The following is a 25960-nucleotide window of genomic DNA, read 5'->3' on the forward strand; positions in this document are numbered from 1 at the left end:
AGCACCTCAACTGCTACGAGCGCCAGCACTGGACCGTGGAAAACCGTCTTCACTGGACACGTGACGTGACATTCCGGGAAGACCTGTCCCAGGTCAGGACCGGCACACTGCCAGGAGCCCTCGCCGTCTTCCGAAACTTGGCGATCTCCACATTCCGCCTCGCCGACCGCGCCAACATCGCCCACGCCCGACGAGACCTCCTCAACCGCGACGACGTCTTCACCGCGTACGGCATCTAACTGAATCCGACCAAACCGGACAAAGATCAACAACGCCGGGGCCCTGCGGGGCCGCCGGGTCGGGCGATACGTGCGATATGACCCCCGCGATGTTCGCGACTGGTTCGCTGCTCAGGACGACGGCGCCGCCTGATCAGGCCGAACGAGAATGGGCAGCATCCATCGCCGTAGCCGGGACGGCGGCGTGTCCCGGGACGTGCGGTGGCGCGACCCGGCCGGCCGGCAACGCAAGAAGACGTTCGAGAGGCGAGTCGACGCCCAACGCTTCCTGGCGACCATCAGCGCGGACGTCGTGCGCGGCACCTACGTCGATCCCAATGATCCGACGACCTTCAGCGAGTACGCGGAAGCGTGGCGCGAGGCACAGGTCCATCGCCCGACGACACGAGCACGTGTCGAGACCAACCTGCGCCGGCACGCCTACCCCTACTTCGGCGATCGGCGGCTCTCCACGATCCGGCCGAGTGAGATCCAAGGCTGGGTTACGACGCTCAGCCGGCGACTGTCACCGGCCACGGTCCAAGTCATACACGGCATCGTCGCCGCGATATTCAAGGCCGCGGTGCGAGACCGCCTCGTCGGCCGCCTCGTCGGCGGTTCGCGATGCGACAGCACAAGACTCCCGAAGAAGCGTCCGATCGGGGTGATGCCCCTGAGCACCTCGACCGTCCACGCATTGGCGGAGGCGGTGCCCGAACGCTATCGGGCCATCGTCCTCCTTGGGGCCGGAACCGGCTTGCGCCAGGGCGAGTGCTTCGGACTCGACGACGAGCACATCGACTTCGACCGCCACACGTTGCGCGTGGACCAGCAACTCCTCCTGCTCCCCCACCGCGAGCCGTTCCTCGGGCCGCCGAAGACCTCGGCCTCCTATCGGACGATCCCGCTGCCCGGCGTCGTCGTGGATGCCCTTCGGCAGCACCTCCGGAGCTTTCCCGTGCAGCACATCGACCGGCTCGTCTTCACCGACGACGACGGCCGCGCCATCAGCCGGACCAGATTCTCCCGGGAGGTCTGGCGACCGGCCGTCGCCGCAGCAGGAGCACGCCGCGGAACCGGCTTCCACGACCTGCGGCACTACTACGCCTCCCTGCTCATCCGGCACGGCGAATCCGTCAAGACCGTCCAACGCCGCCTCGGACATGCGACCGCGGCCGAGACCCTCGACACTTACGCTCACCTCTGGCCGGACTCGGAGGACCGCACGCGCAACGCCATCGACTCCGTGCTGCGCGCCGCCCGTCCCGCAGCCCCTCACGAGGGGGCCAGGAGCTCGAGTCGGACGCACTTCCGCGAAGGACCTATGCCATAGGCCACGAGCGCGGCCTACCCGGTCCTTGCACGGGGGGGTCAGCACCCCGACGGCGGCGAGGCACCCCGTAGGTGTCACGCTCGGTGACCATCGGCTGGTCGTGCCCAACGGGGGCTCACTCATGATCAAACTGAACGCTCCGGAATCCTGCGCCATGTGCGCGCCATGGAAGCGATCTTCAGAGACGTTTCCGCACGTCAGAGGCCCGGGGCGGACGAGCTGGCCTGTAAGCCGGATTCTGTTCCCGGGCGCCTTGCGGCGCTCCGTTCGGCGACCATCCATCTAGGCCCGCCGTTGCCGGCGGGCTCGAGCGGTCCACCCGCAGGCTCGGGCGGGCCGCCCTCGAACGCCTGCGCAGCTCCCGTCCCGGAGGACGCGAACCTTTTGACCTTGCTCCGGGTGGGGTTTACCGAGCCACCCCGGTCACCCGGGGTGCTGGTGGTCTCTTACACCACCGTTTCACCCTTACCCCGCACCTGGGTGCGGGGCGGTCTGTTTTCTGTGGCACTGTCCCGCGGGTCGCCCCGGGTTGCCGTTGACAACCACCCTGCCCTGCGGAGTCCGGACTTTCCTCGGCGGCGGTTCGGATGAACCGTCGACGCGGTCGCCCGGCCAGCTCGTCCGCAGGGACATTGTACGCGGGTGGCCATGGGGGCGATCAGCGGTGCACACAGCCGGCAAAGCCGCTGATCAAGGCACTGACGTCCCTTGTCGATCTGTCACAGCGACATCAGCGCCTTGATCGACGGGGTTCCGGTCGCCACGGATCGGCGGACGCGCTGCGGCGGCGGCCGGTCACCCGGCCGCCGCCCCGGCGTGCCGTCACGACCAGCGGTGCGCGACGTCCAGCACGATCCGGTCCCGGTCACCGGGCCCGTCCAGCGTGAACACCCGGAACGGCAGGCGCGCCCGCGTCCCGACACCGATCGTCGTCTGGCCCTCGAAGCTGCCGGCGTAGATCACCGACCGCAGTGTGGAGTAGCCGCGCACGTCCTCGAGCGACCGGCCGGGACGGGCGCCGGGCAGCGTGGAGTTGCCCCGGTCGTCGTAGGCCGGGTGGTGCAGGACCACCTGCAGGCGCGCACCCCCGGGCACCGGCACCACGGCTCCGGAGCCGTCCTGGGTCACCTGGCCCACGTACTGCACCGAGTAGCCGGCGGCGGGGCCGCGGACCTCGAACACGAGCCGGTCGAAGCAGGCGTGCCGCCCGCTGCGGACGTCGACGACCGCGCCGCGACCCAGCAGCGACGCGGACTCCGGGAGGCTGCCCCACGGCGTCGCACACGCGGTGGCCGCCGAGGCGGGCACAGCGACCGCGGCCCCGGCGAGGGCGAGCAGCGCGACGAGCAGTACGCGGATGGTGCGGGACATGGCGGCCTCCTCAGGAGCCGGGAACATTCACAAACCTGAGGACGTGTGGTCGGGCTCTCAGGTTGTGTCACGTTTCCGTTCCGTTGCACCGCACCGCCAGCACCGCTCGGGCTCGTCCTCGGTGGGCACGGCTCCGCACTCGGGGCACAGCCGGTCGAGCCAGCACACCGGGTCCCCGCCGTCGTCCTCGTCGGCCATGCCTCCATCCTCCCCCGCCGCCCGGCACGTGACCCGGACCCCACCACGGGGCCGGTGGGGACGCGGCCGGATAGCGTGGCTCGTCGTGGTCGACGCGTCCCCGGTATCGCTGGTGTTCCTGCTCCTCGCGGGTCTGTTCGCGGGAGGGGTGAACGCCGTGGCGGGCGGCGGCTCCCTGCTGGTGTTCCCGGCGCTGCTCGCGGTCGGGTTCCCGCCGCTCGCGGCGAACGTCACCAACTCGATCGCGCAGTGGCCGGGCTACGCCGGAATCGTCATCGGGGCCCGGCACGACCTTCGAGGTCAGCGCCGCCGCATCCTGCTGACGGCGGCCGTCGCCGTCGTCGGGTCCGCCATCGGGTGCGCGCTGCTGCTGGTGCTGCCCGGTGCGGTGTTCAACACCGTCGTTCCGGTGCTGGTGCTGCTCGCCAGCGCGCTGCTCGCGCTGCAGCCGTGGATCAAGCGCTGGATCGGGTCGCCGGAGATCGGTTCACCGGACCGGCTCGCCGCGCTGCTGCCCGCCGTGTTCGTCGCCGCGATCTACGGCGGCTACTTCGGTGGCGCGCTGGGCGTCACCTCATCGCGACGCTGTCGCTGTGCGCCCACGACGGTCTCGTGCGGCTCAACGCGCTGAAGGGCCTGCTGTCGCTGGTGATCGCCACCGTCACGGTCGTGATCTTCTCGATCGGCGCGCCGGTGGACTGGCTGTCCGTCGCCCTGCTCGCCCCCACCACCCTCGCGGGCGGGTTCCTCGGCGCCAAGCTGGCCCGCAGGCTCCCGGACCGGGTGCTGCGCTGGTGCGTGGTGGTGCTGGGGGTCGCCGTGGGCATCTACCTGCTCGTGGAGTGAGCGGAGCGAGTGTCAACGCTCGCCGGGGTGGAAGCTGGTGTCGTTGACCAGCCGTACGCTCGCGCCGCCGTCGGGGTAGAAGCTCGCCTCCGAGAGGCTGCCCGGGTCCAGGTGCAGGCGGTATAGGATGCCCGGCCCGCCCTGCAGGGCGTCCCGCAGCAGCATCTTGATCGGCGTCACGTGGCTGACCACCACCACCGTGGCCGCCGGGTACTCCTCGACGATCGCCGCGCGCTCGGCCTCGACCCGCGTGCCCACCGCGGCGAAGCTCTCGCCGCCCGGCGGGGCGATCTCCTCCGAGCCGAGCCATGAAGCGTGCAGTTCGGGATCACGCTCGCGGGCCTCGGCGAACGTCAGGCCCTCCCAGGCACCGAAGTCGGTCTCGATCAGCCCGTCGCGCACGACGAGGGGCGCCCCGGTCGCCTCGGCCACGGCCGCGGCGGTCTGCCGGGCCCGCCGCAGCGGTGAGCTGAGGACGGCGGCGATCCCGGGCACCGCCCCGAGCCGCGCCGCCGCACCCGCGGCCTGCCGGTGCCCGAGATCGGTGAGCTCCGGGTCGCCGTGCCCGGAGTAGCGCCGCTGCACCGACAGCTCGGTCTGGCCGTGTCGCAGCAACAGCAACCGCGTCGGCTCGCCCACCTGCCCCGTCCAGGTTGCGGAGGCGGGCCGGGTCGAGGCGGGCTCGACGCGGGCGGACGCGGCCGGGGCCGCCGGCGCCACCCCCGCCTGCGCGTCCATCGCCTGGTTGGCCAGCGCGTCGGCCTTGGCGTTGCGGGCCCGCGGGATCCAGCCGAACTGCACCGAGCCGAGCTCCCGGATCAGCCTGCCCGCCTCGAGCGCGAGCGGCTTCATCGCCGGGTGCTTCACCTGCCAGCGCCCGGACATCTGCTCGACGACGAGCTTGGAGTCCATCCGCACCTCGACGTCGGTGGCACCCAGCTGGAGCGCGGCGCGCAACCCCGCGATCAGCCCCTGGTACTCCGCCACGTTGTTGGTGGCGACCCCGATGCCCTCGGCCCGCTCGACGAGCACCTCCTCGGTGGCCGCGTCGAGCACGACCGCGCCGTAGCCCGCCGGTCCGGGGTTGCCGCGGGAGCCCCCGTCGGCCTCGACGATCACCTTCACAGCCCCGACTCCTTCATGCGCACGAGGATGACGCCGCACTCGGCGCAGTGCACCAGCTCGTCCGCCGCCGCGCCGCGCAGCTCGGCGAGCGCGGTGCGGTCCAGCTCCAGCCGGCACGCCTGGCAGCGCCGCGCCACCAGCTGTGCGGCACCGATCCCGCGCTGCTCGCGCCGCTTGTCGTAGGCGGCGAGCAGCTCGGCGGGAACGTCGGCGACGATCCCCTCCCGGTCCCGGCGGCGGCCCGCCTCGGAGGCGTCGATGTCGGCGAGCGCGGCGTCGCGGCGCTCGGTGAGGTCGGTGAGCTTCTGCTCGGCCGCGGCGAGGGCCTCGCGGGAGTGCTCGACGTCGATGCCGACGGCCTCGCGCTGCTCCATCACCTCGAGCTGCTCGTCCTCGAGCACCCGCTGCCGCCGCGCCAGCGTGTCCAGCTCGTGCTGCAGCTCCGTGGCCTGCTTCGCCCCGATCCCGGCGCCGGCGAGCAGCTGGTTGTCGCGGGCCGTGCGCGCCCGCACCCCCTCGACGTCGCGCTCGATGCGGCGGATGTCGCGGTCCAGGTCGCCGGCCGCGGTCTCCACCTCGACGAGCTTGTCCTTCGCCGTGCGCACCGCGGTCTCGGCCCCGGTCAGCTCGGCGTGCTCGGGCAGGGTGCGGCGGCGGTGCGCGAGCCGCGACAGCTCGGCGTCGACCCCGGCGAGGTCGAGCAGCCTCCGCAGGGCGGCGGGATCGGCTTTCACGGGTGCGTCCTTCCGAGGGGTCCAGGGATCGGTGCGCCGCAGCGAGACGCGGACCTCGACGCTACCGCCCGGCGCCGTGGGCGCGACCCCGGCCACGCCGCAGGAGCGGTGTGCGGACCGCGTCCGGCAGTTGCCCGACGCTCCTGCGGCGTGCCGGGAGTCCGTCACGGCCAGAATCGGGATGGGCACCCGTCCTCGCCGCCAACAGTCGGGCGCAGCGGTTCCCGAGCACAACGGGTGGGTCGACGAGGGACCGTTCGAGCACCGGGCGGAGGGGCCGAGCGTCCGCAGCTCCCGGATGTCCGGACGACTCGGGGTAGGTTCGTGACGATGGCGAACCCCACCCGCAGCTGGGCCGGCTGCTCGTCGGGCAAGGACAGCGCATTCGCGGTGGACGTCGTCGGCCTCCTCCCGACCCTGGACGCCGCGACGCGCCGGGTGCCGGTGCCCGGCGTTCCACACGCAGTGGTGCAGGCCCAGGCCGAAGCCCTCGGCTTGCCGCTGCGCACCCTCGACCTGCGCCCCGCCGAGCTGGCCGCGCGAGGTGGACGTCGTGGTCGAGGCGCCCGTCGAGCAGGACGGGTTCGTGGTCGCCGAGCGGAGACCGGGATGAGCGGAGCCTGCGGAGTGAACACGGGCACCGAGCGGTGAGCACGGCCGTCCGCGTCTCGGCTGCCGTCGTCGTGCTCCTGCTGGTGCTCGTCGCGCTGGCGTGGGGGTTCCAGCGGCGGCTGATCTACCTGCCGTTCGGGGTGCCCGACGTTCCGGCGGCGGCGGTGTTCGCCGGCGGCGAGGACATCACGCTGCGCACCGTCGACGGGCTCGAACTGACGGCCTGGTGGGCGCCCGCGACCGGCCCGCCGCGGTACACGACGGTCCTGGTGGCGCCCGGGAACGCCGGCTCGCGCGCGCTGCGGGTGCCGCTCGCCCAGGCGCTCGCCGCCGAGGGCTTCGACGTGCTCCTGGTGGAGTACCGCGGCTACGGCGGCAACCCCGGCTCGCCCAGTGAGGAGGGGCTCGCCGCGGACGTCCGGGCCGCGTACCGGTACCTCGTCGAGGGCCGCGGCGTCGACCCAGCAGAGCTGGTGCTGCTGGGCGAGAGCCTCGGCGGCGCCGTCCTGACCCGGCTGGCGGCCGAGCGGCCCGTCGGCGGGCTCGTGCTGCGCAGCCCGTTCACCTCGCTCGCCGACGTCGGCGCACACGTCTACCCGTTCCTCCCGGTCCGCGCGCTCCTGTGGGACCGGTTCCCGCTCCGCGAACACCTGCGGTCGGTGCGGGTACCGGTCGCCGTGGTCGCGGGCGGGGCCGACGAGGTGGTGCCGGTCGAGCAGAGCCGCGCCGTCGCCGCGGCCGCAGGCGCGTTCTACGTCGAGCTGCCGGGGGCGCGGCACAACGACCCCGCGCTGGTGAGCGGGCCGGCGGTCGTCGAGGCCGTGGTCGAGGTCAGCACGCGCTGACGCTTCAGCGCAGCCGCCCGCGCAGCTCGACACGGGCGAACAGGGCCACCATCCCCGCCAGCACGGTCCCGGGCAGCAGCAGCCACAGGGGCCGCTGCGCCCACCACGCCGCGGTGGGCTCGGAATGGATCGGGAGCCCGGACACCTCGACCACGGCCAGCGTCGCGAGCAGTGCAGTGGTGTGCCACAGGAACACGGTCACGGCCACCGAGTTGATCGCCACCACGGCCTTCCACACCCGGCGGCGCTGCAACCACGGCGTCAGGACGGGGTGCAGCAGCACCACCACACCGAGTTGGAAGACCGCGAGCACCGCGACGCCCACCGTCGTCGGGTACATGTGGCTCAGCTCGGCCCCCACGGTGGCCACCATCGAGCGCGGGTAGGGGTCCAGGGACACCACGACGACCAGCCCGGCCAGCCCGGCCCCGGCGGTCGCCCACCGCCGGTGTCGGGCCGCGAGAATCCCGTCCCGCCACAGGTAGCCGAGCTGGTGCGCGAACACCCACACGAGGACGCTGTTGACCAGGCCGAAGGCCGCCGGCCCGGCGCCGAACCGCGCGGCGTCGACCGCGACCACGGCCGCGCCCAGCACCGCGACGGCCGCCACCGGCGCCCGCCGGTGCGCCCGGGCGGTGAGCGGCACCAGCAGTACCACGCCGACGTAGGCGGCAAGGAACCACAGCGGGGTGACGACGATCAGCCCGTAGGAGAACACCCCCGGGTAGCCGGGAACCACCGCGAGGAGCACGGCCTCGACGACGGCCCACACCGCGAGGAACGCCGCCGACGGCCGCAGCAGCCGGTCCAACCGGTGACGCAGGAACGCGCGGGCGTCCCCCGCGACCCCGTCCCACCGGGCGAGGTTGGCGAATCCCCCGATCAGGAAGAACACCGGCATCACCTGGAGCACCCAGGTGGCCAGCCAGGCCAGCGGCACCGCGTCGATCGGGCTGGTCATCACGAACCGGCCGTCCTGTCGGTGGGTGACCGACAGCGCCCAGTGCCACACGACGACCACGGCGATGCCGAACGCCCGGAACAGGTCGACGGCGCGGTCCCGCGATGCGGGAGTGACCGCGACGGCCCGGTCGAGATATCGGTTCGCCGCCCGCAGCACCGCCGTGGCCCCCACCGTCGCCACCTCCCTCCCGGCGCAGGCGATCACCCCGGCGTGCGGATCAGGCGTTCTCCCACAGGCCGAGCGTGTTGCCCTCGGTGTCGGTGAAGTAGGCGAACGCCCCCATCCCGGGGATCTCGGTCCTGGGGCGCACGACGCGCCCGCCCGCGGCCTCGACCTGCTTGAGCGCCTGGTCCACCGAGTCGACATCGATGGTGATCACCGGCGACGGCGTCTCCCCGGTCCGGCGCATCAGGCCGCCGTTGATCGCCCCCGCCTCGGTCGGCATCTGGGTCTGCTCGTCGACGTCGGTGGTCTGAACGATCGTGTACTCCATCTCCGGCATGTCTTGCAGCTGCCACCCGAAGGTGAAGCCGTAGAACTCCTTCGCCCGGGCCACGTCGTCCGCCGGGATCTCGAAATGCACTACCTTGCGCATCCTTCTCTCCTTCCACCGCCGCGTGGGGACCCGACGATGCTTCTACTCCGACAGCAGGGCTCGTGCAACGAGCACAACGGGTGGGTCGACGAGGGCCTGTTCGAGCGCCGGGCGGAGGGGTCGAGCGGGCGGATCCGCGTTGCCGCGCACCGGTACGTCAAGCAGCTCACCTGAGACCGAGGGTCGGCCGGCCCGCGGGACGGGTCAGCCTCCCGCGGCGGAGCCGTCCTCGGCGTAGAGCTCGGGCCTGCGGTCGGCGAACGCATGGTTGTCCGGCCCGAGCGCCTTGACCCGGGCCGCGGCCGGATCGAACCCCGCCGTGAGGACGGCGCTCGCGGCCGTCTCCCCGGCCGCGGTGGCCGGGCCCGCCAGCAGGTAGCCCGAGCTCGCGCAGATGACGCTCCCACCGATCCAGTCGACCCCGCGCTCCCGCCCGCAGCGGTCCGCCACGACGACGTGCACGCGATACGCGCCCGCGGCCGCCTGCGCCTTGATCACCTCGAGGGGACGCTCGGCGGCCGGGCGGGGCTCCCACGGCCAGTTGGCGGGCACCGCGACGATCTCGGCACCCGCCTGCGCGGCGATGCGCACCCACTCCGGGATCTCGAGGTCGTAGCAGATCATCACCGCGATCCGGCCCACCGCCGTCTCCACGACGGCCGGCGGCTGCGTGCCCGCACGGAAGAGCTCGGGCTCGCGCCCCCACAGGTGCGCCTTGCGGTAGCAGTGCCGCACCCGGCCGTCCTCGACGGACGGCCGAGTTGTAGACCTCGCCGTCGGTGCCGAGCTCGGCGAACCCGCGACGAGCACGCACCCCAGCTCCCGCGACAGCGACCGGAGCAGCCTGACGGTGGGGCCGTCGAGCCCCTGCGCCGCCGCGCGCCTCGGCGGCGTCCCGGAACACGTAGCCGCAGGCCGCGAGCTCGGGTAGGACGACGAGGCGCGCGCCGCGGCCGGCCGCCATCCTCACGGCGAAGGCCGGGCGCTGGGCGGTGCGCCTCAACACGGGCGGCGACGGGAGCGTCTCGACGCGCTTTCGGTGCCCGCGGGTGCCTCGGCCGCGACGACACCGGCGGCATCATCTGGGGACCGTCGGTGCTGCGAAGGCCGTTCCCACCCGGGCCGGCGGCCGGTCGGGAACCGACGTCGCCGAGCGCGTCCGGACGATCATCGACGACGTGCGCACCCGCGGGGACGCGGCCGTGCGCGAGTACTCCGCGCGGTTCGACGGCTGGGAGCCCGAGAGGTTCCGGCTCTCCCCCGAGCAGGTCGCGGAGCTGGTGGCGTCGCTGCCCGCCCAGGTCGTCGACGACATCGCCCGGCCGTTCCGGCATCCCGGCGCGGTTCGCCGTCCCTCGAACGGGCACATCTGCTCGGTGACGATGACCGTGCTGATGAACGCGGGGCCGTGGCTGGCGGTCCCGCCCCACGGCTACGGCGGCATCGAGAACGTCGTGGCCGCGCTCGTCCCCGAGCTGCGCCGGCGCGGGGTGCGGGTGGTCCTGGCCGGCGTCGGCAGCAGCGAGCTGCCGGTGGACGAGCTCGTCTCCGTCTATCCGGACGGGCAGTTCGCGCAGCTGCAGCGCCCGTTCAACCGCGTCATGGGGGTCGCGGCGGCACACCTGCACCGGGTCGTGTGCGAGGTGCGGAGCCGCGACGACATCACCCTCGTGCACGACCACCAGGAGGCGTTCGGGCTCACGGTCCTCGCCGCGATGGGCGCGGACGCCCCGCCGGTGCTGCACACGCTGCACTGGGACCTGGCCAAACACCCCGAGCTCTACGGCAACGTCGACGGTGGCGGCCGGCTGTTCGTCAACGGGGTCTCGTTCAACCAGCTCACCACCGCGCCGCCCGCCCTCCGCGCGCTCAGCGTCGGGCACGTGCACCTGGCGACCCCGCTCGCCGTCCGCGCCGACCGCCGCCCCGCGCCGCCGAAGGCCGGGCACCTGGTGACCCTGGGCCGGATCACCCCGTGCAAGGGCCAGCACATCGCCGCCCGGGTCGCCCACCGGATCGGCCGCGACCTGGTGCTCGCCGGGCCGGTCGGCCCCCATCACACCCCCGACCAGCTGGCCGCCGTCGGCCCGGACGACCCGAACCCCGACGTCCGCTACTGGCGCGAGCACGTCGAGCCGCTGGTCGACGGCCGCCGGGTCCGCTGGCTCGGCACGGTGGTCGCCGGTGCGCGCGACGAGCTCGTCGCCTCCGCGGCCGCGGCGCTGTTGCCGATCGAATGGGAGGAGCCGGGCGGCACGGCGGTGGTCGAGTCGCTCGCGCTCGGCACTCCGGTCGTGGGGTTCCGCCGGGGCTGCCTGCCGGAGCTCGTGGAGCACGGGCGCACCGGGCTGCTGGTCGAGCCCGGCGACGAGGAGGCGCTGGCCGCCGCGGTCGGCGAGGCCGCCCGCCACGACCCCGACGAGGGCCGGCGCGACGCGGCGCGGCGGTTCACCCCCGCCCGGATGGCGGAGCGCTACCTGCGGCTCTACCAGCGGGTCCTGGCCGCGGCCCGCAACGGAGGGACGCACCGGCTGAGCCGGGCGGGATCGACCGGATAGTGCCCCGCCAGGGTGGCAGCAAGGTGGCCATACTGCCGTCCAGTGGCAGCAAGGCCACCTTGCTGCCACACCTTCGGGGCCGCTAGTCGAACGCGAAGACGGCCTGGATGACGTGGCGCCGGTGCGCGGCGAGGTCGGCGAGCAGCGCCGGTCCCTCGTCGAGCGGCACCACATCGGTGACGACGTGCTCGCGCACCGCGGCGCCGTCGGCGCGCAACACCCCGATCGTCTCCGCCGACAGTCGCTCCCGGTCCCACACGTGCGCCGTCCCGCGCGGCACCCGGCCGATCTGCGCGCACCGCACACCCAGGCCGTTGTGGTGGAACTCCTCGCCCAGCCGCACCGCCGCGGCGTCGTCGACGTAGAACGCGAGGTCGACGACCGTGCCCTGCGGCCGCAGCAGCCGCAGGGCCAGCGCGAGCGCGGCCGCCCGGCCGCGGCACTGGAAGACGACGTCGGCGCCGCGGTCACCCGGCCCGTGCCGCCACCGGGTCTTCAGCACCACCGCCGGGTCGCCCACCTCCGGGTCGAGTACGCCCAGCCCGAGGCGCTCGGCGGCGGCGCGCCGGTCGGGCGTCGGGTCGAGCACCACCACCTCCCCGGCCCCGTGCCGGCGCGCGAACAGCCCCGTGAGCAGGCCCACCACCCCACCGCCGACGACCGCGATCCGGCGGCCGCGCACGCCGTCGCCGAGGTCGCGGACGTCGGTGCCGTGCACCTCGGCCGCGGCGTGCAGGAGGCCGTTGGCGCAGATGGGGCCCATGTGTGCCACGTAGATCCCCAGCAGTGGGTCGAGGTCCGGCGGCAGCGGGACGATCCGGTCCCGCAGCGGGTCGGCCAGATACGCCGTGCGGTGGCCGTAGGTCATCGCCACGAGTCCGCCGTCGGGGACAAGGCCGACCTCCATGTAGCCGAGCCGGGTGATCGGGTAACCGACGGCCGCGCGGTCGGTGCGGAACAGCGCCAGCTCCGGGTCGAACGACGTGTGCAGGGACGGATGGTTCCCGGTGTAGAACGCGAGCTCGGTGCCCGCCGACAGCCCGCTGTAGACCGTCCGGACCGGGAGGGGCCCCTCCCCCTCGGGCACCTCCCGCACCGCGGCCACCTCGGCCCGCTCGACGACCAGGGCCCGGTGTCCCCCCACCCTCACACCCCCTCGGGCCGGCCGGAGGCGACCGAGCGCGCCACGGCGCACGCCAGCCGGTGGGTGCGCAGTGCCTCGGCGTAGTCCGGCAGCCCGTCGACGTCCGCCGCCCTGCGGACGGCGTCGACGAAGGCCCGGTCGGCCGCGGCCTTCGCGACGTCGGGGTCGGCGGGGAAGTGCCGGAAGCCGTCGCCGTCGCGGGCGGTGACGCCCTCCTCGGTCACGTCGAGCACGAGGTCGTCGGTGACGATCTCCAGGCCCGCACGGTGCTTCCAGCCGAGCCGGCACGTGGCGTCGAGGGTGCCCACCGCGCCGTCGGCGAACCGGAGCACGGCCGCGGTGGCGCCGTCCACGGTGCGCTCCTCCGGCTCCGCGGCCCGGCACGGCCCGGCGACCGCGTACACCTCCTGCACCTCCCCGACCAGCGTCCGGGCGAGGTCCAGCACGTGCACCGCCTGCTCGACGACCTGCCCGCCGGAGCGCCGGGCGTCCACCCACCAGGGCACCGGCGGAACCTTGTCCAGCCACGACCCGCGCACGACCCGAACCGGACGGTCGGCGAGCAGCTCACGGGCGCGGCGCACCGGCTCCCCGCAGCGCCAATGGTGACCCACGCGGGCGACGACCCGCGCCTCGGCGAGCACGGCCCCGACCGTCTCGGCGGCGCCCACGTCGCAGCCGAGGGGCTTCTCGATGAACAGCGCGACGCCCGCGGCGGCCAGCTCCCGCTCCAGCTCGCCGTGCGCGAACGGCGGGACGCAGACGTACACCGCGTCCACGCCGCGGTCCAGCAGCGCCGGCACATCGGCCACGGGTGCGGCACCGTGCGTGCGGCCGAAGTCGGCGGCCCGCCCGGCGTCGACGTCGGTGGCCGCGATCAGCTCCACGTCGTCGAACCCGCCGAGGATGCGGGCGTGCCGCGCCGCGACCCCGCCCGTCCCGACGAATCCGACCCGGCAGCGGACGTCCTCCCTGGGGTGCACACGGGCGAGGTACCTGCTGCGCGCGGGTCGAAACTCGTGCGGTGGCCACGAACGTTGCCGGGGTGATCGCGGGATCAGGGCGGCGCGTCGCAAGGCGTCCCCGCACCCTCGTACCGGGCGTACTCGGGTGCGGGGGGCAACGCAGCGAGGCGTCGTCCTGGCCCGCGAGGACCCGGTGAACGTTTGTGGCCGCCGCACCAGCTACCCGGCCCCGACCGTCCAGGGGTCGGTGCGCCGCTGCGACACCCGCACCTCGACGCTCCCGCCGAACGCCGCGCGCACCACGTCCGCGGCCTGCGCGCACCACGGCCACTCCGACGCCCAGTGCGCGACGTCGACGAGTGCCGGGGTGGGCCGCCCGGCGAGGGTGCCCGCGAGCAGGTGCTCGGACGCGGGATGGTGGCGCAGGTCGGCGGTGACGTAGGCGTCGACGCCCGCCCCGATCGCGGCGCCGAGGGCGGAGTCGCCCGCACCACCGCACACCGCGACCGTCTCGATCATCCGCTCTGGGTCGCCCGCGGCCCGTACACCCCAGGCCGTGGCCGGCAGCGCCGCGGCGACCCGCTCGGTGAACGCGGCGAGCGGCTCGGGCTCCGGCAGGGTGCCGACCCGCCCGAGCCCGCGCGGCGAGGGCAGCTCGGCCAGCTCCAGGACGTCGAACGCGGGCTCCTCGTAGGGGTGCGAGGCCCGCAGCGCGGCGATGACGGCGACCCGCCGCCCGCGGGGCAGCACCATCTCCAGCCGCGTCTCGGCGACCCGTTCCAGGCTCCCGACCTCACCGATCGCCGGCTGGGCGCCCTCGAGCGGCTTGAACTGGCCGGTGCCCGCGGTGGCGAACGAGCAGTGGCTGTAGTTGCCGACGTTGCCCGCCCCGGCCGCGGACAGCGCGTCGTGCACGGCCGTGATCGCGGGCCCGACCGGGATGAACGTGACGATCTTGTCCAGCGGCTCGGCGGGCGCCCCGACCAGGGGGCCGGTGACGTCGAGCCCGATCGCGGCGGCGAGCGCGTCGGACACGCCGGGGTCGGCGGAGTCGGCGTTCGTGTGCGCGGTGAACAGTGCCGTGCCGGACCGGATGAGCCGGTGCAGGAGGGCCCCCTTGGGGGTGTCGGCGCCGACGCCGTGCACCCCGCGCAGCAGCAGCGGGTGGTGGGTGACGAGCAGCTGCGCGCCGCCCGTCACGGCCTCGTCGACGGTGTCCGGCACCGGGTCGACCGCGAACAACACCGACGAGACCGGCTCGGCCGGGTCGCCGCAGACGAGCCCGACAGCGTCCCAGTCGGCGGCGAGAGCAGGCGGGTAGGCGGCCTCGAGCGCGGCGACCACGTCGCCGAGGGTGGGGGCGGTCATGCCGCCACCTCCGTCAGCGCGTCGGCCAGCGCCGCCACGAGGAGCTCGACCTGCGCGCGGGGCCGCACCGCGACCCGGACGTGGTCGGGCCCGAGGCCGGGGAAAGTGTCGCCGCGGCGGACCGCGATGCCGGCCGCACGCAGGGCGTTGCGCACCCGCTCGCCGTGTCCGTCGGGCAGCCGCAGCAGCAGGTAGGGGGCGCGGCCGGGCAGCACCGTGACGCCGGGAACGGCCGCGAGCGCCGCGGCCTGCTCGGCGCGCTCGGCGGCGAGCCGTTCGGCGGCGCGGTGAGCCTCGGCGACGGCGAACGGGGCGGTGCAGGCGATGACGGCCTCCAGTGCGGGCGTGGACACCGGCCACGGTGGCCGCGGCGCGGCGAGCCGGGCCAACAGCCCCGGCTCGCCGAGGGCGTACCCGGCGCGCAGCCCCGCGAGCGCCCAGGTCTTGGTGAGGCTGCGGAAGACGAGCAGGCCGGGCGCGCGCTGGCCCGCGAGCGACTCCGGCTCGCCCGGGACCGCGTCGGCGAACGCCTCGTCCACCAGCAGCACGCGGCCCGGTGCGGCGAGCGCCCGGACGTCGGCGGCCGGGTGCAGCACGCCCGTCGGGTTGGTGGGGTTGCCGACGACCACGAGGTCGGCCTCCGCGGGCACGGCCGCAGGGTGCAGGCGGTGGCCGTCGGCCTCGTCGGTGAGCACGCGGACGACCGGGACCCCGGCGTCGCGCAGGGCCGCCTCCGGCTCGGTGAACCCCGGGTGCAGCACGGCGGCGAGCCGCGGGCGCAGGGCGGGCAGCAGCGCGAACCCCTCGGCGCTGCCGGCCAGCACCAGCACCTCGTCGGGGCGCCGGCCGTGCCGGCGGGCCACCGCCTCCCTGGCGCGGGCGTCGTGGGCGGCCGCCGGGTAGCGGGCCAGCTCGTCCAGCGTCGCGACCAGTCGGTCGCGCAGCCAGGCGGGCGGCCGGCTGCCCTGGACGTTCACCGCGAAGTCCACGAGTCCCGGTTCGGCGTCGACGTCGCCGTGGTGGCGCAGCGCCAACCCGTCGTCCGGCGCATGATCCATGAGGGCACAGCCTACGGTGGGCCGGTGCATGTCGTGTTCGTCTGTACCGGCAACATCTGCCGCTCCCCCATCGCCGAGAAGGTGTTCGTCCACGAGCTGGAACGCGCCGGGCTGGCCGACCGGGTCCGCGTGACCAGCGCGGGCACCGGCGGATGGCACGTCGGCTCGCCGGCCGACGACCGGGCCGCCGCGCTGCTGAAGGCGGAGGGCTACCCGGACGCGCACGTCGCGCGGCAGGTCGACGCCGAGCAGCTCGGGGCCGACCTCATCGTGGCGCTCGACAACTCCCACCGCCGCGCACTGCAGGCGATGGTCCCGGAACCGGACCGGGTGCGGCTGCTGCGCTCGTTCGACCCCGACGCCCCGCCCGGCGCCGAGGTGCCCGACCCGTACTACGGCGACGAAGACGGCTTCGGCCGGGTGCTCGCGATGATCCGCGCGGCGATGCCCGGCCTCCTGGAGTGGGTGCGGGAGCAGCCGTGACCCCGACCCGCGAGTCGCCCGTTCCCGACCCGCGAGTCGCCCGATTCCGACCCGCGAGTCGCCCGATTCCGACCCGCGAGTCGCCCGATTCCGACGCGCGAGTCACGGAGATCGTCAGCGGCCTTGGGTCCGCGAGTCGCCACAGGCTGGCGGGTGAGTCGGCACGGATCGGTGGCGTCCGGGAAGATCGGCCATGACTGAGTTCCCCGGCGGCCTCGGGCGGGTGACGCTCCCCGACGGCCGGACCGCCTTCGCCAAGTCGGCGGCACCGACCGCCGTGGCGGCGGAGGCGGCCGGGCTGCGCTGGCTGCGGGTTCCCGGCGGACCGCCGGTTCCCGAGGTCCTGTCCGCGGATGACGGGCGGCTGGTCACCAAGTTCGTGCCCGCCGGCCGCCCCGACCCGGATGCCGCGGCGGACCTGGGCCGCGCGCTCGCCCGCATGCACGCCGCCGGCGCTCCCGCCTTCGGCGCGGCCCCGCCCGACGGACCCGCGGACGCCTGGATCGGCCGGGCACCGATGCGCAACACGGCGGCCCCGACCTGGCCCGAGTGGTACGCGGCCGACCGGGTGCTGCCCTACCTGCGTGCGGCCCGCGACGCCGGCGAGCTGACCAGCGATGACGCCGCCGTCGTCGAGCAGGTGTGCGAACGGCTGCCCGCGCTGGCCGGCCCCGCGGAGCCGCCCGCACGGCTGCACGGCGACCTGTGGTCGGGCAACGTGCTGTGGTCGGACGACGCGCCGTGGCTGATCGACCCGGCCGCCCACGGCGGGCACCGCGAGACCGACCTCGCCATGCTGGCGCTGTTCGGCTGCCCACACCTCGACGTCGTGCTCGCCGCCTATGACGAGGCCGCCCCGCTCGCCGACGGATGGCGCGCCCGGGTACCGCTGCACCAGCTGTTCCCGTTGCTGGTGCACGTGGTGCTGTTCGGCGGCGGGTACGCCGCGCAGGCGGTGGCCGCGGCGCGGGCGGCCCTGCGGTCCTGATCCGGGCAGCCGAATCGCGCGTCGAAACCAGGCGACTCGCGCGTCCAAACCGGACGACTCGCGCGTCCAAGCCGGACGACTCGTGCGTCCAAACCGGCGACTCGCGCGGCGAAGCCGGGCGACTCGCGCGCCAGTTCGTGCCGACCGCGGGGTCAGCGCCAGTCGTCGAGCAGGTAGACGTCCTCGCGGTCGTAGCCGGGCTCGTTCGGGCGGTGCATCGTGACGCCCGACGTGTCGGTGCGGAAGCCGGCCCGGACGAGGTGACGGTAGGCGTCGTGGCGGGCCGTGTTGACGCCGAGCACGAGCCGGCGCGCGCCCGCGGAGGCGGCGTAGTCCCGGCAGGCGTCCAGCAGTGCGGCGAACGCCTGTGCCGCGCCCGGGCCGGGCAGGACCGCCGCGAACTTGATGTAGGTGATTCCGCTGCCCGCCTCCGTGCCCGCTCCGGTGTGGCAGACGGCGAACCCGCGCGGCGCCTCGGGCTCGCCCACGAGGACGACCTCCCCGAGGCCCTGGTCGAGCACCGCGAGAATCTCACCGGTGACGTCGAGACCGGGCAGGACGGCCGCGGTGACGGCGGCGCAGCCCGCCACGAGACCGGCCCGGTCCTGGGGCGCCGCGGCCGACATCCGCCAACCGAGCGCCACCGCGGCCCGTCCGGACACCGGCAGCGACATGATCGCGGTGAGGAACCGCGGCCAGAAGCCGAACTGCTGGTAGAGCCCGTGGTGCTGCGGGCTCTGCGCGAACGTGAACAGGCCCTGGTGGGCGGCGTCCCATGCGGCGAGGACGTCCGTCGTCGCTTCGACCAGCCGGCGGCCGATCCCGTTGCCCCACCGCTTCGGGGCCACGGCGAGCGGGCCGAAGTACGCGACGCTGCCCCATCGGGTCGCGACCGTGGCGCCCGCGAGCTCACCGTCGGCGAACGCCCCGAGCGAGACGGTGTGCAGCGCGTGGAACCGGGTGTGCAGCAGGGCGGTGTCGCCGAACACGTCGAGGCCGAGGAAGTCGCCGAAGGCGTCACGGACGATCTGCTCGGCGCCGTCCAGGTCGGTCTCCGTGAGCGGACGCACCTCGATCTCCATCCGGGCAGGATGCCGTAGCCGAGATAGCCGTTAGGTCGAACGACGCAGCGGGTCTAGCCCGTTCGCCCGGTCGGGTCAGGTGTTGTCCACCAGTTCGGCCAGCGACTCCTCCATCGCGGACGCGAGCACGTCGACGTCGGGCATCGCGTCGCGGTCGGCGGTGAGCCCGTAATGCACGCCGCCGTCGTAGGAGGTGATCCCGATGGCGACGGCCTGGCCGCCGGCGAGCGGCACGACCGGGTACATGTCGAGCATCCGGGCGCCCATCGCGTACAGCGGGCGCGGCGGCCCCGGCACGTTCGTGACGAGCACGTTGTAGAGCCTGCTGGAGTACTGGCTGGCCAGCCGAGTGCCAAGGCTGTGCACGATCGGCGGGGCGAGCCCGACGAGCCCGATCAGCGCGGTCGCGCCCACGGCCTGCCCGCTGCGTTTGTGCACCTCCATCGCGTCCCGCAGGATCGCGAGCCGCGCCACCGGGTCGGGTTCGGCGACGGGCAGGTCCACGATGTAGGCGGAGATGCTGTTGCCGGCGGGCCCGCTCGCGCCCCGCGCCCTGGCGCGCACGCTCACCGGCACCATCGCGCGCACGGCGGTGGCTGCGGTCAGCGGCTCCCCGCGGCTGATCATCCACCGCCGGAGCCCGCCGGTGACCACGGCGAGCACCACGTCGTTGACGGTGCCCCCGTGCGCCTTGCGCACGGCGCGGTGCTCCGCCAGCGCCGTGCGCGCCATGCCGTAGCGCCGCTGTGCGCCCGTGGCGGCGTTGAGCGGCGACAGCGGACGCGTCGCCGCCGCGCTCCGCCCGGCCGCCACCACGCCCTCGACCGTGCGCCCGACGGCCGCGGCGGCCTCCCGCACGTCGGCCAGCGCCCGGCCTGCGACGTCGACGGCGACGCGGGGCCTGCGCAGCGCCTCCGCGACGGCGGACGCCGCGAGCTGCACCGCGGGCGGCTCCGGGGCGGGCCGCCAGTCGTCCGGTGGGGTCTCCCGGGGCTGCGGGGTGAGGTCGAGCAGCGCCGCCCCGATGTCCATCGATGCGAGCCCGTCGACCATCGCGTGGTGGGTCTTGGTGACGACGGCGAACCGCCCGTCGGCCAGCCCCTCCACGAGGTAGACCTCCCACAGCGGCCTGCTGCGGTCGAGCTGCCGGGCGAGCAGCCTGCCCACCAGCTCGCGCAGGACGTCCTCGGTGCCCGGCGCGGCCAACGCCGAGCGCCGCACGTGGAAGGCCAGGTCGAAGTCGGGGTCATCCACCCAGACCGGCAGGCCGAGCCGGCCGGGCACCTCCCGCAGCTTCTGCCGGTAGCGCGGCACGAGCGCGAGCCGGCTGCCGATCAGCGCGGTGAACGCCTCGGCGTCGAAGCCGGACTCGGGCGGCGCGAACGTCATCACGGCGCCCACGTGCATCGCCGCCGTGCGGTGCTCGGCGAACAGGAACGACGCGTCCAGCGGGGACAGGCGGTCGGCCACGCCGCCTATTCTCCCGAACCGGGGTCGTGAGTGGATACGAGTGCTGGAGCACTCATATCCGCTCACGGGCGGCGAAGCCGCGCAGCGGGAAACCGGCCCGCCCGTGGGAGTCGAGCTTGACCCCCAGCACCTGGTGCAGCTGGATGTTGTCGCGCTCGAACCCGAGCCGGCACGCCGCCATGTACAGCCGCCACACCCGTGCCCGGCCGATCCCCACCTCGGCCACCGCCTCGTCCCAGTGCGCCTCGAGGTTGTCGCCCCACCCGGCGAGGGTGCGCGCGTAGTGCTCGCGGAAGTTCTCCTCGTGCCGGATCTCGAAGCCCGCGTCGTTCATGACCGAGACGAGGTGCCCCACCGGCTCGAGCTGGCCGTCGGGGAAGACGTACCGCGCGATGAACGGGTCCAGCCGGCGCGCCCGCGGCGTGTGGGGCTGCGTGATGCAGTGGTTGAGCAGCCGCCCGCCGGGCCGCAGGCGCGCGTACAGGGAGGCGAAGTACGACGGCAGGTTGTCCTTGCCGATGTGCTCGGTGAGCCCGATCGAGCTGATCGCGTCGAACTCCGACTCGGGCGCGTCGCGGTAGTCGAGGTGGCGCACCTCGGCGAGCCCGTCGAGGCCGCGACGGGTGATCTCCGCCTGTGCCCACTCGGCCTGGTTGCGCGAGAGCGTCACCCCGAGCGCCTTGACGCCGTGCTCGGCCGCGGCGTGCATGACCATCCCGCCCCAGCCGCAGCCGACGTCGAGCAGCCGCATGCCCGGTTCGAGCGCCAGCTTCTGCGCCACCAGCTCGTACTTGGTGGCCTGCGCCTCCTCCAGGGTCGCGCCGTCGTGCGGGTAGACCGCGCACGTGTAGGTCATCGACGGCCCGAGCACGCACTCGTAGAAGCGGTTGGACACGTCGTAGTGGTGGGAGATCGCCTTGCGGTCGCGCGCCTTGGAGTGCAGCCGACCCGGCGGCCGGTACTCCAGGTCCGGTGGAGGCATTCGATGCCGCAGCCACATCGGCAGCAACGTGCGCGCGAGCCGGACCTGCTCGCTGCGCGGGATGTCGTGCAGCGTGAGGTCGGCCATCACGTCGAGCAGCGTGTACAGCTCGCCCTCGACCTCTATCTCGCCCTCGACGTAGGCCCTGGCCAGCCCGAGCGTGCCGGGCGCCGTGGCCAGCCGGGCCAGCGCCCGCGGCGACGTGATGCGCAGCGCCACCTCGGAGCTGTCGGGGCCCGCCTTGCTGCCGTCGTAGCCGACGACCCGGACCGGGACGTCCCTCCCCACCACCCCGGTGAGGATCTCCGCGACCTGCATCATGCCCTCCCTGATCCGGTCACCTTGGAGAAGAGGTCGGGCAGCCGTCCGTGCGGGTCGTAGCGCTCCTTCAGCGCACGGTAGGCGGGCCCGTTGTAGCGGTCCCAGAACTCGCGCTCGCCGTAGTGGACGGTCGAGTAGAGGGACTTGTGGCCCCCGAGGTCCCCGACGAGCTCCTCCACCCGCCGGTTGTGGGCATCGGGACATCCGGGTACCTCCGGTGCCGACGACCAGAACCCCACGTTCACGTAGAGTCGATCGGGCTCCATCGGGTAGAGCGGCCAGGACCGCTCCCCCCGCAGCCGCAGCGGGCACAGCCACAGTGGACTGATCCCGATGTCGGTGTGGAAGGCGTCGAGGAACTCCGCCAGCCGCTCCACGGGGATCTCGACGTCCTGGATCACCGGCTCCTCGGCGGGCTTCCCGGCCAGGTTCCGCACGCGCCCGCTCAGCCCGGTGCGCCGGTCGAGCGCCACGATCCGGCGGTAGACGTCCGAGCGGCGGTACTTGCGCGGCCACAGGCTTCGCACCACCGGGTTCTGCACGCCGAGGGCGCGGGAGCACCAGAACCAGTCGGTGTCCCAGCGCCAGATGTAGTCGTGCACCGTCAGGTGGTCGACCGTGCGCTCGCGGATGGAGCGGTAGAAGACCTGCCGGCCGGTGTAGTCGCTGGGGCCGGGGCCAGGGTCGTCGGTGAAGGTGCCGAGGGTAAGGTACTGCTCGCCCGGGGCGAACACGGTGCCGTCGATGAAGTCGGGGGCGTCCGGCCCGCACACCTCGGTGATCTTCTGCGTCAGGTCGCGGTTGGCGACGGGCCGGTGCTCCAGCCGCACGTATGGCGCCACCGGCAGCAGGTCGATCACCAACCGCAGGGCGTAGCCGAGGGTGCCGTAGGAGTTCGGGAACCCCGCGAAGAGGTCGGCGTGCTCGCCGTCCGGCGTCGCGGTGATCACCTCGCCGTCGGCGGTGAGCACGTCCATCTCGCGCACCGACTCGTGCGGCAGGCCGTGCCGGAACGACGTCGACTCGATCCCGAGGCCGGTGACCGCGCCACCGAGCGTGATCGTCTTCAGCTGGGGCACGACCATCGGCATCAGCCCGTGCGGCAGCGTGGCGGCGACCAGGTCCTCGTAGGTGGTCATGCCCTGCACCTCGGCGGTGCGGGCCACCGGGTCGACGCCGATGACGCCGGTGAGCCCGGACGTGTCGAGCAGATGCGCGGGCGGGGCGCCGAACCGGAACAGGTTCGACGTCCGTTTGCCCAACCGCACCCGGGTGCCCGGCGGCAGGGCCCGGTACTGGCGTACCAGTTCGGCGACGGCGGCGGCGTGCGCTGCCGGGGCGACCGTGGTGGGGGCTGGGGAGGTTCCGGCCACGCTCATGGGAGGGACGCTAGTCCGATGTGGCCCGGCTGCCCAACCACTTGATCAGGGCCTGTTGGTCACACCGGAACTCGTCCGATCGGAGTGCGGCCCGCGGCCCGGCGGATCGGGCGTCCTCGTGATGTGATGTCGGCCGTGTCCGAGAACTCGCTGCAGAACGTCACGTACCCGAGCAACGGCAACACCGCCCACGGATATCTCGCGATGCCGGAGTCCGGCAGCGGACCCGGCCTCGTCGTGATCCAGGAGTGGTGGGGCCTCACCAGCCACATTGCCGACGTCACCAACCGGTTCGCCGCGGAGGGCTTCGTCGCCCTCGCCCCCGACCTGTACGGCGGCGCGACGACCCACGACTCCGACGAGGCCGGCGAGCTGATGGCGAAGCTGCCGGTGGAGAGCGCCGCGCGCGACCTGGGCGGCGCGGTCGACTACCTCCTGGGCCACGAGGCCGTCACCTCCTCGACCGTCGGTGCGGTCGGCTTCTGCATGGGCGGCGGCTTCGTCCTCGTGCTCGCGGCGCAGCAGGGCGACAAGATCGGCGCCGCGGTGCCGTTCTACGGCGTGCTGAAGGAGGACTTCCCGGACTTCGCCGGCCTCACCGCCCCGGTGCTGGGTCACTTCGGCGAGCAGGACACGATGGCCGACCCCGACTCGGTGCGCGCACTGGCCGAGCGCATCGAGGCCGAGTCCGGGGTGACGCCGCAGTTCCACCAGTACCCCGCGGGCCACGCGTTCTTCAACGACGAGAACCTGCTGGGCACCTACGACAAGGAGCAGGCCGACCTGGCCTGGCGACGCACCCTGGAGTTCCTGCGGGCGAACGTGGCCTGAGCCGCCCCGGCCGCGCCTGTGCGCGCGTTCGCCCTCCCACGACCCGCTGATCACGGCGCTGGTCTCGTCGGCGGTCTCCTCCCCGACGTCGGCGCCGCGGTCGGGGTCGGGGTCGGTGCGGCCCCGTGCCGTCGCCGGGCACCTCGCCGAGCGAGGTCCACGTAGTAGTGCTCAGCGGGGCGTCGGTGTCGGCGCGTGGCCGGCGAGGAAGGCGTCCAGCTCCTGCCAGGTCGTGGTGCGGGCATCCCGGCCGGTGAGCACCCCGAGGTGCCCGCCGGGGGCGGTCGTGAACCGGACCTCCGGTGCCCCGGTCAGCAGGCCGGTGAGCTTCTGCACCGCGCGCAGCGGGGCGATCACGTCGCTGCGGCCGGCCACCACGAGGGTGCGGACGTCGACCGCCGCGAGCGGGATCGAGCGCCCGCCGAGCGCGAGCTTGCCGTCGGCCAGGTCGTTGTTGCGCAGCAGCAGGTGGAAGATCTGCCCGAACACCCGGCCCGGGTAGCCGTGCATGTTGTTCATGAGGTGGTCGACGGCCTCGACCTGGGCGAGGAAGTCGCGGTCGTCGAACCGCGACAGCAGCGTGAGCGGCCGCGTCACGAGCCGGTCGACGGCCGTCAGGTGGAACACCGCGCTCACCACCGGCGGCGGGAAGCTCCCGACCGCCTGGTAGACGGCCGACAGCGGGCCGCCCGCGAGCGTCGCGAGCGGCCGCAGCGGCGCCACGAGCGGGACCGCCGAGATGTCGACCGGGCTCCCGATCACGGTCAGCGTCTGCACCGGCAGCGGCGCGCCCGCCTCGACCGCCGCCGCGACGGCCAGCGTGCAGAAGATCCCGGCGAGCGACCAGCCGAGCAGGTGCACGCCCCCGCCGCCGGTGTCCTCGGCGACGGCCCGCGCCGCCCACGGCACCACGTCGTCCACCCAGTGCTCCATGCCCAGGCGGCGGTCGGCGAACGAGATCGGGCCGTGGTCGACGAGGTGGACGGTGCGACCGGTGCGGAGCAGGTGCTCGATGAGCGAGCAGCCGCGGCGCAGGTCGTAGGCGAAGTCGGGCGCCCCGAGCGGTGGGACCAGCAGCACCGGCGGCCCGTCGGCGGGCGCGACGCCCTGGATCGGGCGGTAGCGGTACAGCGTGCCGCTCGTCCCCATGTCGATCCGGTCGCGGGGCATCCGCCGCAGGTCGGCGACACCGCCGTGGGCCTTGTCCCACAGGTTCGCCACGCCGGCCGACAGGTCCACGGCGACGGACGCTACCGACCGGGTTGCGCCCCGGAGCGCCTCGGGGGCGCGGACGTTCCGAAGTTACCCGCGAGTATGTGAGACTGCGCCGATGCAGCGGGACATCTTCGAGGCCGAGCACGACGCCTTCCGGGACCTGGCGCGCACGTTCATCGCCAACGAGGTGACGCCCCACCACGACCAGTGGGAGCGCGACGGACAGGTCAGCCGCGAGGTCTGGCAGGCGGCGGGCAAGGCCGGCCTGCTCGGCATGGACGTGCCCGAGGAGTACGGCGGCGGCGGCGTGCCGGACTTCCGCTACAACGCGGTGCTGCTGGAGGAGCTCACCCGGGCCGGGGCGAGCGGGATCGGTTTCCCCCTGCAGAACGACGTGGTGGCGCCCTACCTGCTCCGGCTGTGCACCGACGAGCAGAAGCAGCGCTGGCTGCCCGGCTTCTGCTCGGGCGAGACGATCACCGCGATCGCCATGACCGAGCCGGGCACCGGCTCGGACCTGCAGGGCATCCGGACGAGCGCGCGCCAGGAGCCGGGCGGGGACTGGATCCTCAACGGGTCGAAGACCTTCATCACCAACGGGATCATGGCCGACCTCGTGATCGTCGTGGCGAAGACCGACCCGGACGCCGGCAGCCGCGGCTTCAGCCTGCTCGTGGTGGAGCGCGGGATGCCGGGCTTCGAGCGCGGCAGGCGGCTGGAGAAGGTCGGCATGAAGGCGCAGGACACTGCGGAGCTGTCGTTCACCGACGTCCGCGTGCCCGCCGCGAACGTGCTCGGCGAGGTGGGCGGCGGCCTGATCCACCTCATGCAGAACCTGGCGCAGGAGCGACTCTCGATCGCCGTGGGCAGCGCGGCGGGGGCAGCGAGGGCGCTGGAGCTGACCGTGGCGTACACGAAGGAGCGAGCGGCATTCGGCAGGCCGGTCGCCACCTTCCAGAACACCCGCTTCGAGCTCGCCGAGATGGACACCGAGGTCAGTGTGACGCAGGCCTTCGTGGACCGGTGCATCACCGAGCACGTCGCCGGCGCGCTGTCGGTGCCGGACGCGGCCAAGGCCAAGTGGTGGGCCAGCGATGTGCAGAAGCGCGTGGTGGACCGCTGCGTCCAGCTGCACGGCGGGTACGGCTACATGCTCGAGTACCCGATCGCGAAGGCGTTCGTCGACTCCCGGGTGCAGGCCATCTACGGCGGCACCAACGAGATCATGAAGGAGATCATCGGGCGGTCACTCCTCGGATAGGTTCCGGCTGAAAC

Annotated in this window: 25 protein-coding genes, 1 other RNA gene and 2 pseudogenes; 12 read left to right on the plus strand and 16 right to left on the minus strand. The window is 74.0% G+C overall.

Going from position 1 to position 25960, the window contains the following annotated elements:
* A pseudogene (locus KME75_RS15120) lies at window positions 1-239 on the plus strand (ISAs1 family transposase); the annotation flags it as partial.
* Window positions 240-435: 196 nt separating this feature from the next.
* Entirely contained in the window at window positions 436-1551 is a 1116-nt protein-coding gene (locus KME75_RS15125; RefSeq protein WP_219415356.1) for a tyrosine-type recombinase/integrase, read from the plus strand.
* A 211-nt stretch (window positions 1552-1762) separates the two neighbouring features.
* Here the strand turns inward: KME75_RS15125 and rnpB are convergent.
* Together rnpB and KME75_RS15135 are read right to left on the minus strand one after the other, a co-directional pair.
* Window positions 1763-2171: RNase P RNA component class A (gene rnpB, locus KME75_RS15130), an RNA gene on the minus strand.
* A gap of 202 nt (window positions 2172-2373) precedes the next feature.
* The gene (locus KME75_RS15135; RefSeq protein WP_219415357.1) at window positions 2374-2922 is read right to left on the minus strand and encodes an AMIN-like domain-containing (lipo)protein; all 549 of its coding nucleotides are present in this window, start codon (window positions 2920-2922) and stop codon (window positions 2374-2376) included.
* A gap of 283 nt (window positions 2923-3205) precedes the next feature.
* Between KME75_RS15135 and KME75_RS15140 the strand changes: the two genes are divergently transcribed.
* Together KME75_RS15140 and KME75_RS44940 are read left to right on the plus strand one after the other, a co-directional pair.
* The gene (locus KME75_RS15140) at window positions 3206-3751 is read left to right on the plus strand and encodes a TSUP family transporter (RefSeq protein WP_308282794.1); all 546 of its coding nucleotides are present in this window, start codon (window positions 3206-3208) and stop codon (window positions 3749-3751) included.
* Entirely contained in the window at window positions 3733-3966 is a 234-nt protein-coding gene (locus KME75_RS44940) for a TSUP family transporter (RefSeq protein ID WP_308282795.1), read from the plus strand. Before KME75_RS15140 ends, KME75_RS44940 begins: the two co-directional genes overlap by 19 nt.
* A 12-nt stretch (window positions 3967-3978) precedes the next feature.
* Here the strand turns inward: KME75_RS44940 and KME75_RS15145 are convergent, their stop codons facing one another.
* Entirely contained in the window at window positions 3979-5085 is a 1107-nt protein-coding gene (locus KME75_RS15145) for a bifunctional RNase H/acid phosphatase (RefSeq protein ID WP_219415441.1), read from the minus strand.
* 2 nt (window positions 5086-5087) lie between these two features.
* Window positions 5088-5825, minus strand: coding sequence for a zinc ribbon domain-containing protein (locus KME75_RS15150; RefSeq protein ID WP_219415359.1), 738 nt, complete (start codon window positions 5823-5825; stop codon window positions 5088-5090).
* 330 nt (window positions 5826-6155) lie between these two features.
* On the opposite strand from KME75_RS15150, the gene KME75_RS15155 reads away from it, so the two are divergent.
* Window positions 6156-6476: an adenine nucleotide alpha hydrolase family protein gene (locus KME75_RS15155; RefSeq protein WP_219415361.1), complete on the plus strand. Its 321-nt coding sequence runs from the start codon at window positions 6156-6158 to the stop codon at window positions 6474-6476.
* A complete protein-coding gene (locus tag KME75_RS15160; RefSeq protein WP_308282797.1) occupies window positions 6473-7282 on the plus strand; it encodes an alpha/beta hydrolase in 810 nt (269 codons plus the stop codon). The genes KME75_RS15155 and KME75_RS15160 overlap by 4 nt, the downstream gene beginning before the upstream one ends.
* Before the next feature lie 4 nt (window positions 7283-7286).
* On the opposite strand, the gene KME75_RS15165 is transcribed toward KME75_RS15160, so the two are convergent.
* Window positions 7287-8417: an acyltransferase family protein gene (locus tag KME75_RS15165; RefSeq protein ID WP_219415362.1), complete on the minus strand. Its 1131-nt coding sequence runs from the start codon at window positions 8415-8417 to the stop codon at window positions 7287-7289.
* 46 nt (window positions 8418-8463) lie between these two features.
* Window positions 8464-8841: a VOC family protein gene (locus KME75_RS15170; protein ID WP_219415363.1), complete on the minus strand. Its 378-nt coding sequence runs from the start codon at window positions 8839-8841 to the stop codon at window positions 8464-8466.
* A 36-nt stretch (window positions 8842-8877) separates the two neighbouring features.
* On the opposite strand from KME75_RS15170, the gene KME75_RS15175 reads away from it, so the two are divergent.
* On the plus strand, window positions 8878-9015 hold the full coding sequence (locus KME75_RS15175; RefSeq protein WP_219415369.1) for a hypothetical protein: 138 nt from the start codon (window positions 8878-8880) through the stop codon (window positions 9013-9015).
* 30 nt (window positions 9016-9045) lie between these two features.
* Here the strand turns inward: KME75_RS15175 and KME75_RS15180 are convergent.
* Window positions 9046-9711, minus strand: a pseudogene (locus KME75_RS15180) (nitrilase-related carbon-nitrogen hydrolase); the annotation flags it as partial.
* Window positions 9712-9890: 179 nt separating this feature from the next.
* On the opposite strand from KME75_RS15180, the gene KME75_RS15185 reads away from it, so the two are divergent.
* On the plus strand, window positions 9891-11399 hold the full coding sequence (locus tag KME75_RS15185) for a glycosyltransferase (protein WP_219415371.1): 1509 nt from the start codon (window positions 9891-9893) through the stop codon (window positions 11397-11399).
* 82 nt (window positions 11400-11481) lie between these two features.
* On the opposite strand, the gene KME75_RS45885 is transcribed toward KME75_RS15185, so the two are convergent.
* The 4 genes from KME75_RS45885 to cobC all read right to left on the minus strand — a co-directional run bounded on the left by KME75_RS45885 (window position 11482) and on the right by cobC (window position 15934).
* Window positions 11482-12543, minus strand: a complete 1062-nt coding sequence (locus KME75_RS45885) for a zinc-binding dehydrogenase (RefSeq protein ID WP_219415372.1) — start codon at window positions 12541-12543, stop codon at window positions 11482-11484.
* A 2-nt stretch (window positions 12544-12545) separates the two neighbouring features.
* Window positions 12546-13526, minus strand: a complete 981-nt coding sequence (locus tag KME75_RS15195) for a Gfo/Idh/MocA family protein (RefSeq protein ID WP_219415374.1) — start codon at window positions 13524-13526, stop codon at window positions 12546-12548.
* A 201-nt stretch (window positions 13527-13727) separates the two neighbouring features.
* On the minus strand, window positions 13728-14876 hold the full coding sequence (locus KME75_RS15200; RefSeq protein ID WP_219415382.1) for a Nif3-like dinuclear metal center hexameric protein: 1149 nt from the start codon (window positions 14874-14876) through the stop codon (window positions 13728-13730).
* Entirely contained in the window at window positions 14873-15934 is a 1062-nt protein-coding gene (cobC, locus tag KME75_RS15205) for an Rv2231c family histidinol phosphate aminotransferase CobC (RefSeq protein WP_246632141.1), read from the minus strand. Before cobC ends, KME75_RS15200 begins: the two co-directional genes overlap by 4 nt.
* Here cobC and KME75_RS15210 point away from each other — a divergent pair.
* Complete coding sequence (locus KME75_RS15210; RefSeq protein WP_219415387.1) at window positions 15926-16417, plus strand: low molecular weight protein-tyrosine-phosphatase; 492 nt, start codon at window positions 15926-15928, stop codon at window positions 16415-16417. The genes cobC and KME75_RS15210 overlap by 9 nt on opposite strands.
* A 193-nt stretch (window positions 16418-16610) precedes the next feature.
* Complete coding sequence (locus KME75_RS15215) at window positions 16611-17405, plus strand: fructosamine kinase family protein (protein ID WP_219415396.1); 795 nt, start codon at window positions 16611-16613, stop codon at window positions 17403-17405.
* 152 nt (window positions 17406-17557) lie between these two features.
* Here the strand turns inward: KME75_RS15215 and KME75_RS15220 are convergent, their stop codons facing one another.
* From KME75_RS15220 to KME75_RS15235, 4 genes are all read right to left on the minus strand, one after another.
* Window positions 17558-18487, minus strand: coding sequence for a GNAT family N-acetyltransferase (locus KME75_RS15220; protein WP_219415399.1), 930 nt, complete (start codon window positions 18485-18487; stop codon window positions 17558-17560).
* A 75-nt stretch (window positions 18488-18562) separates the two neighbouring features.
* The gene (locus KME75_RS15225) at window positions 18563-19957 is read right to left on the minus strand and encodes a WS/DGAT/MGAT family O-acyltransferase (protein WP_219415400.1); all 1395 of its coding nucleotides are present in this window, start codon (window positions 19955-19957) and stop codon (window positions 18563-18565) included.
* 52 nt (window positions 19958-20009) lie between these two features.
* Window positions 20010-21257 (minus strand): SAM-dependent methyltransferase, encoded by a 1248-nt coding sequence (locus tag KME75_RS15230; protein WP_219415446.1) that lies wholly within the window; start codon window positions 21255-21257, stop codon window positions 20010-20012.
* On the minus strand, window positions 21257-22639 hold the full coding sequence (locus tag KME75_RS15235) for an FAD-binding oxidoreductase (RefSeq protein WP_219415402.1): 1383 nt from the start codon (window positions 22637-22639) through the stop codon (window positions 21257-21259). The genes KME75_RS15230 and KME75_RS15235 overlap by 1 nt, the downstream gene beginning before the upstream one ends.
* Window positions 22640-22774: 135 nt before the next feature.
* On the opposite strand from KME75_RS15235, the gene KME75_RS15240 reads away from it, so the two are divergent.
* Window positions 22775-23470 (plus strand): dienelactone hydrolase family protein, encoded by a 696-nt coding sequence (locus KME75_RS15240; RefSeq protein ID WP_308282798.1) that lies wholly within the window; start codon window positions 22775-22777, stop codon window positions 23468-23470.
* A 171-nt stretch (window positions 23471-23641) separates the two neighbouring features.
* On the opposite strand, the gene KME75_RS15245 is transcribed toward KME75_RS15240, so the two are convergent.
* Window positions 23642-24703, minus strand: a complete 1062-nt coding sequence (locus KME75_RS15245) for an alpha/beta fold hydrolase (protein ID WP_246632153.1) — start codon at window positions 24701-24703, stop codon at window positions 23642-23644.
* A 97-nt stretch (window positions 24704-24800) separates the two neighbouring features.
* Here KME75_RS15245 and KME75_RS15250 point away from each other — a divergent pair, with 97 nt between their 5' ends.
* Window positions 24801-25946: an acyl-CoA dehydrogenase family protein gene (locus KME75_RS15250; RefSeq protein ID WP_219415411.1), complete on the plus strand. Its 1146-nt coding sequence runs from the start codon at window positions 24801-24803 to the stop codon at window positions 25944-25946.
* Window positions 25947-25960: the final 14 nt, after the last annotated feature.

Origin of the sequence: Pseudonocardia nigra, assembly GCF_019396355.1 — a bacterium.
Lineage (GTDB): Bacteria > Actinomycetota > Actinomycetes > Mycobacteriales > Pseudonocardiaceae > Pseudonocardia > Pseudonocardia nigra.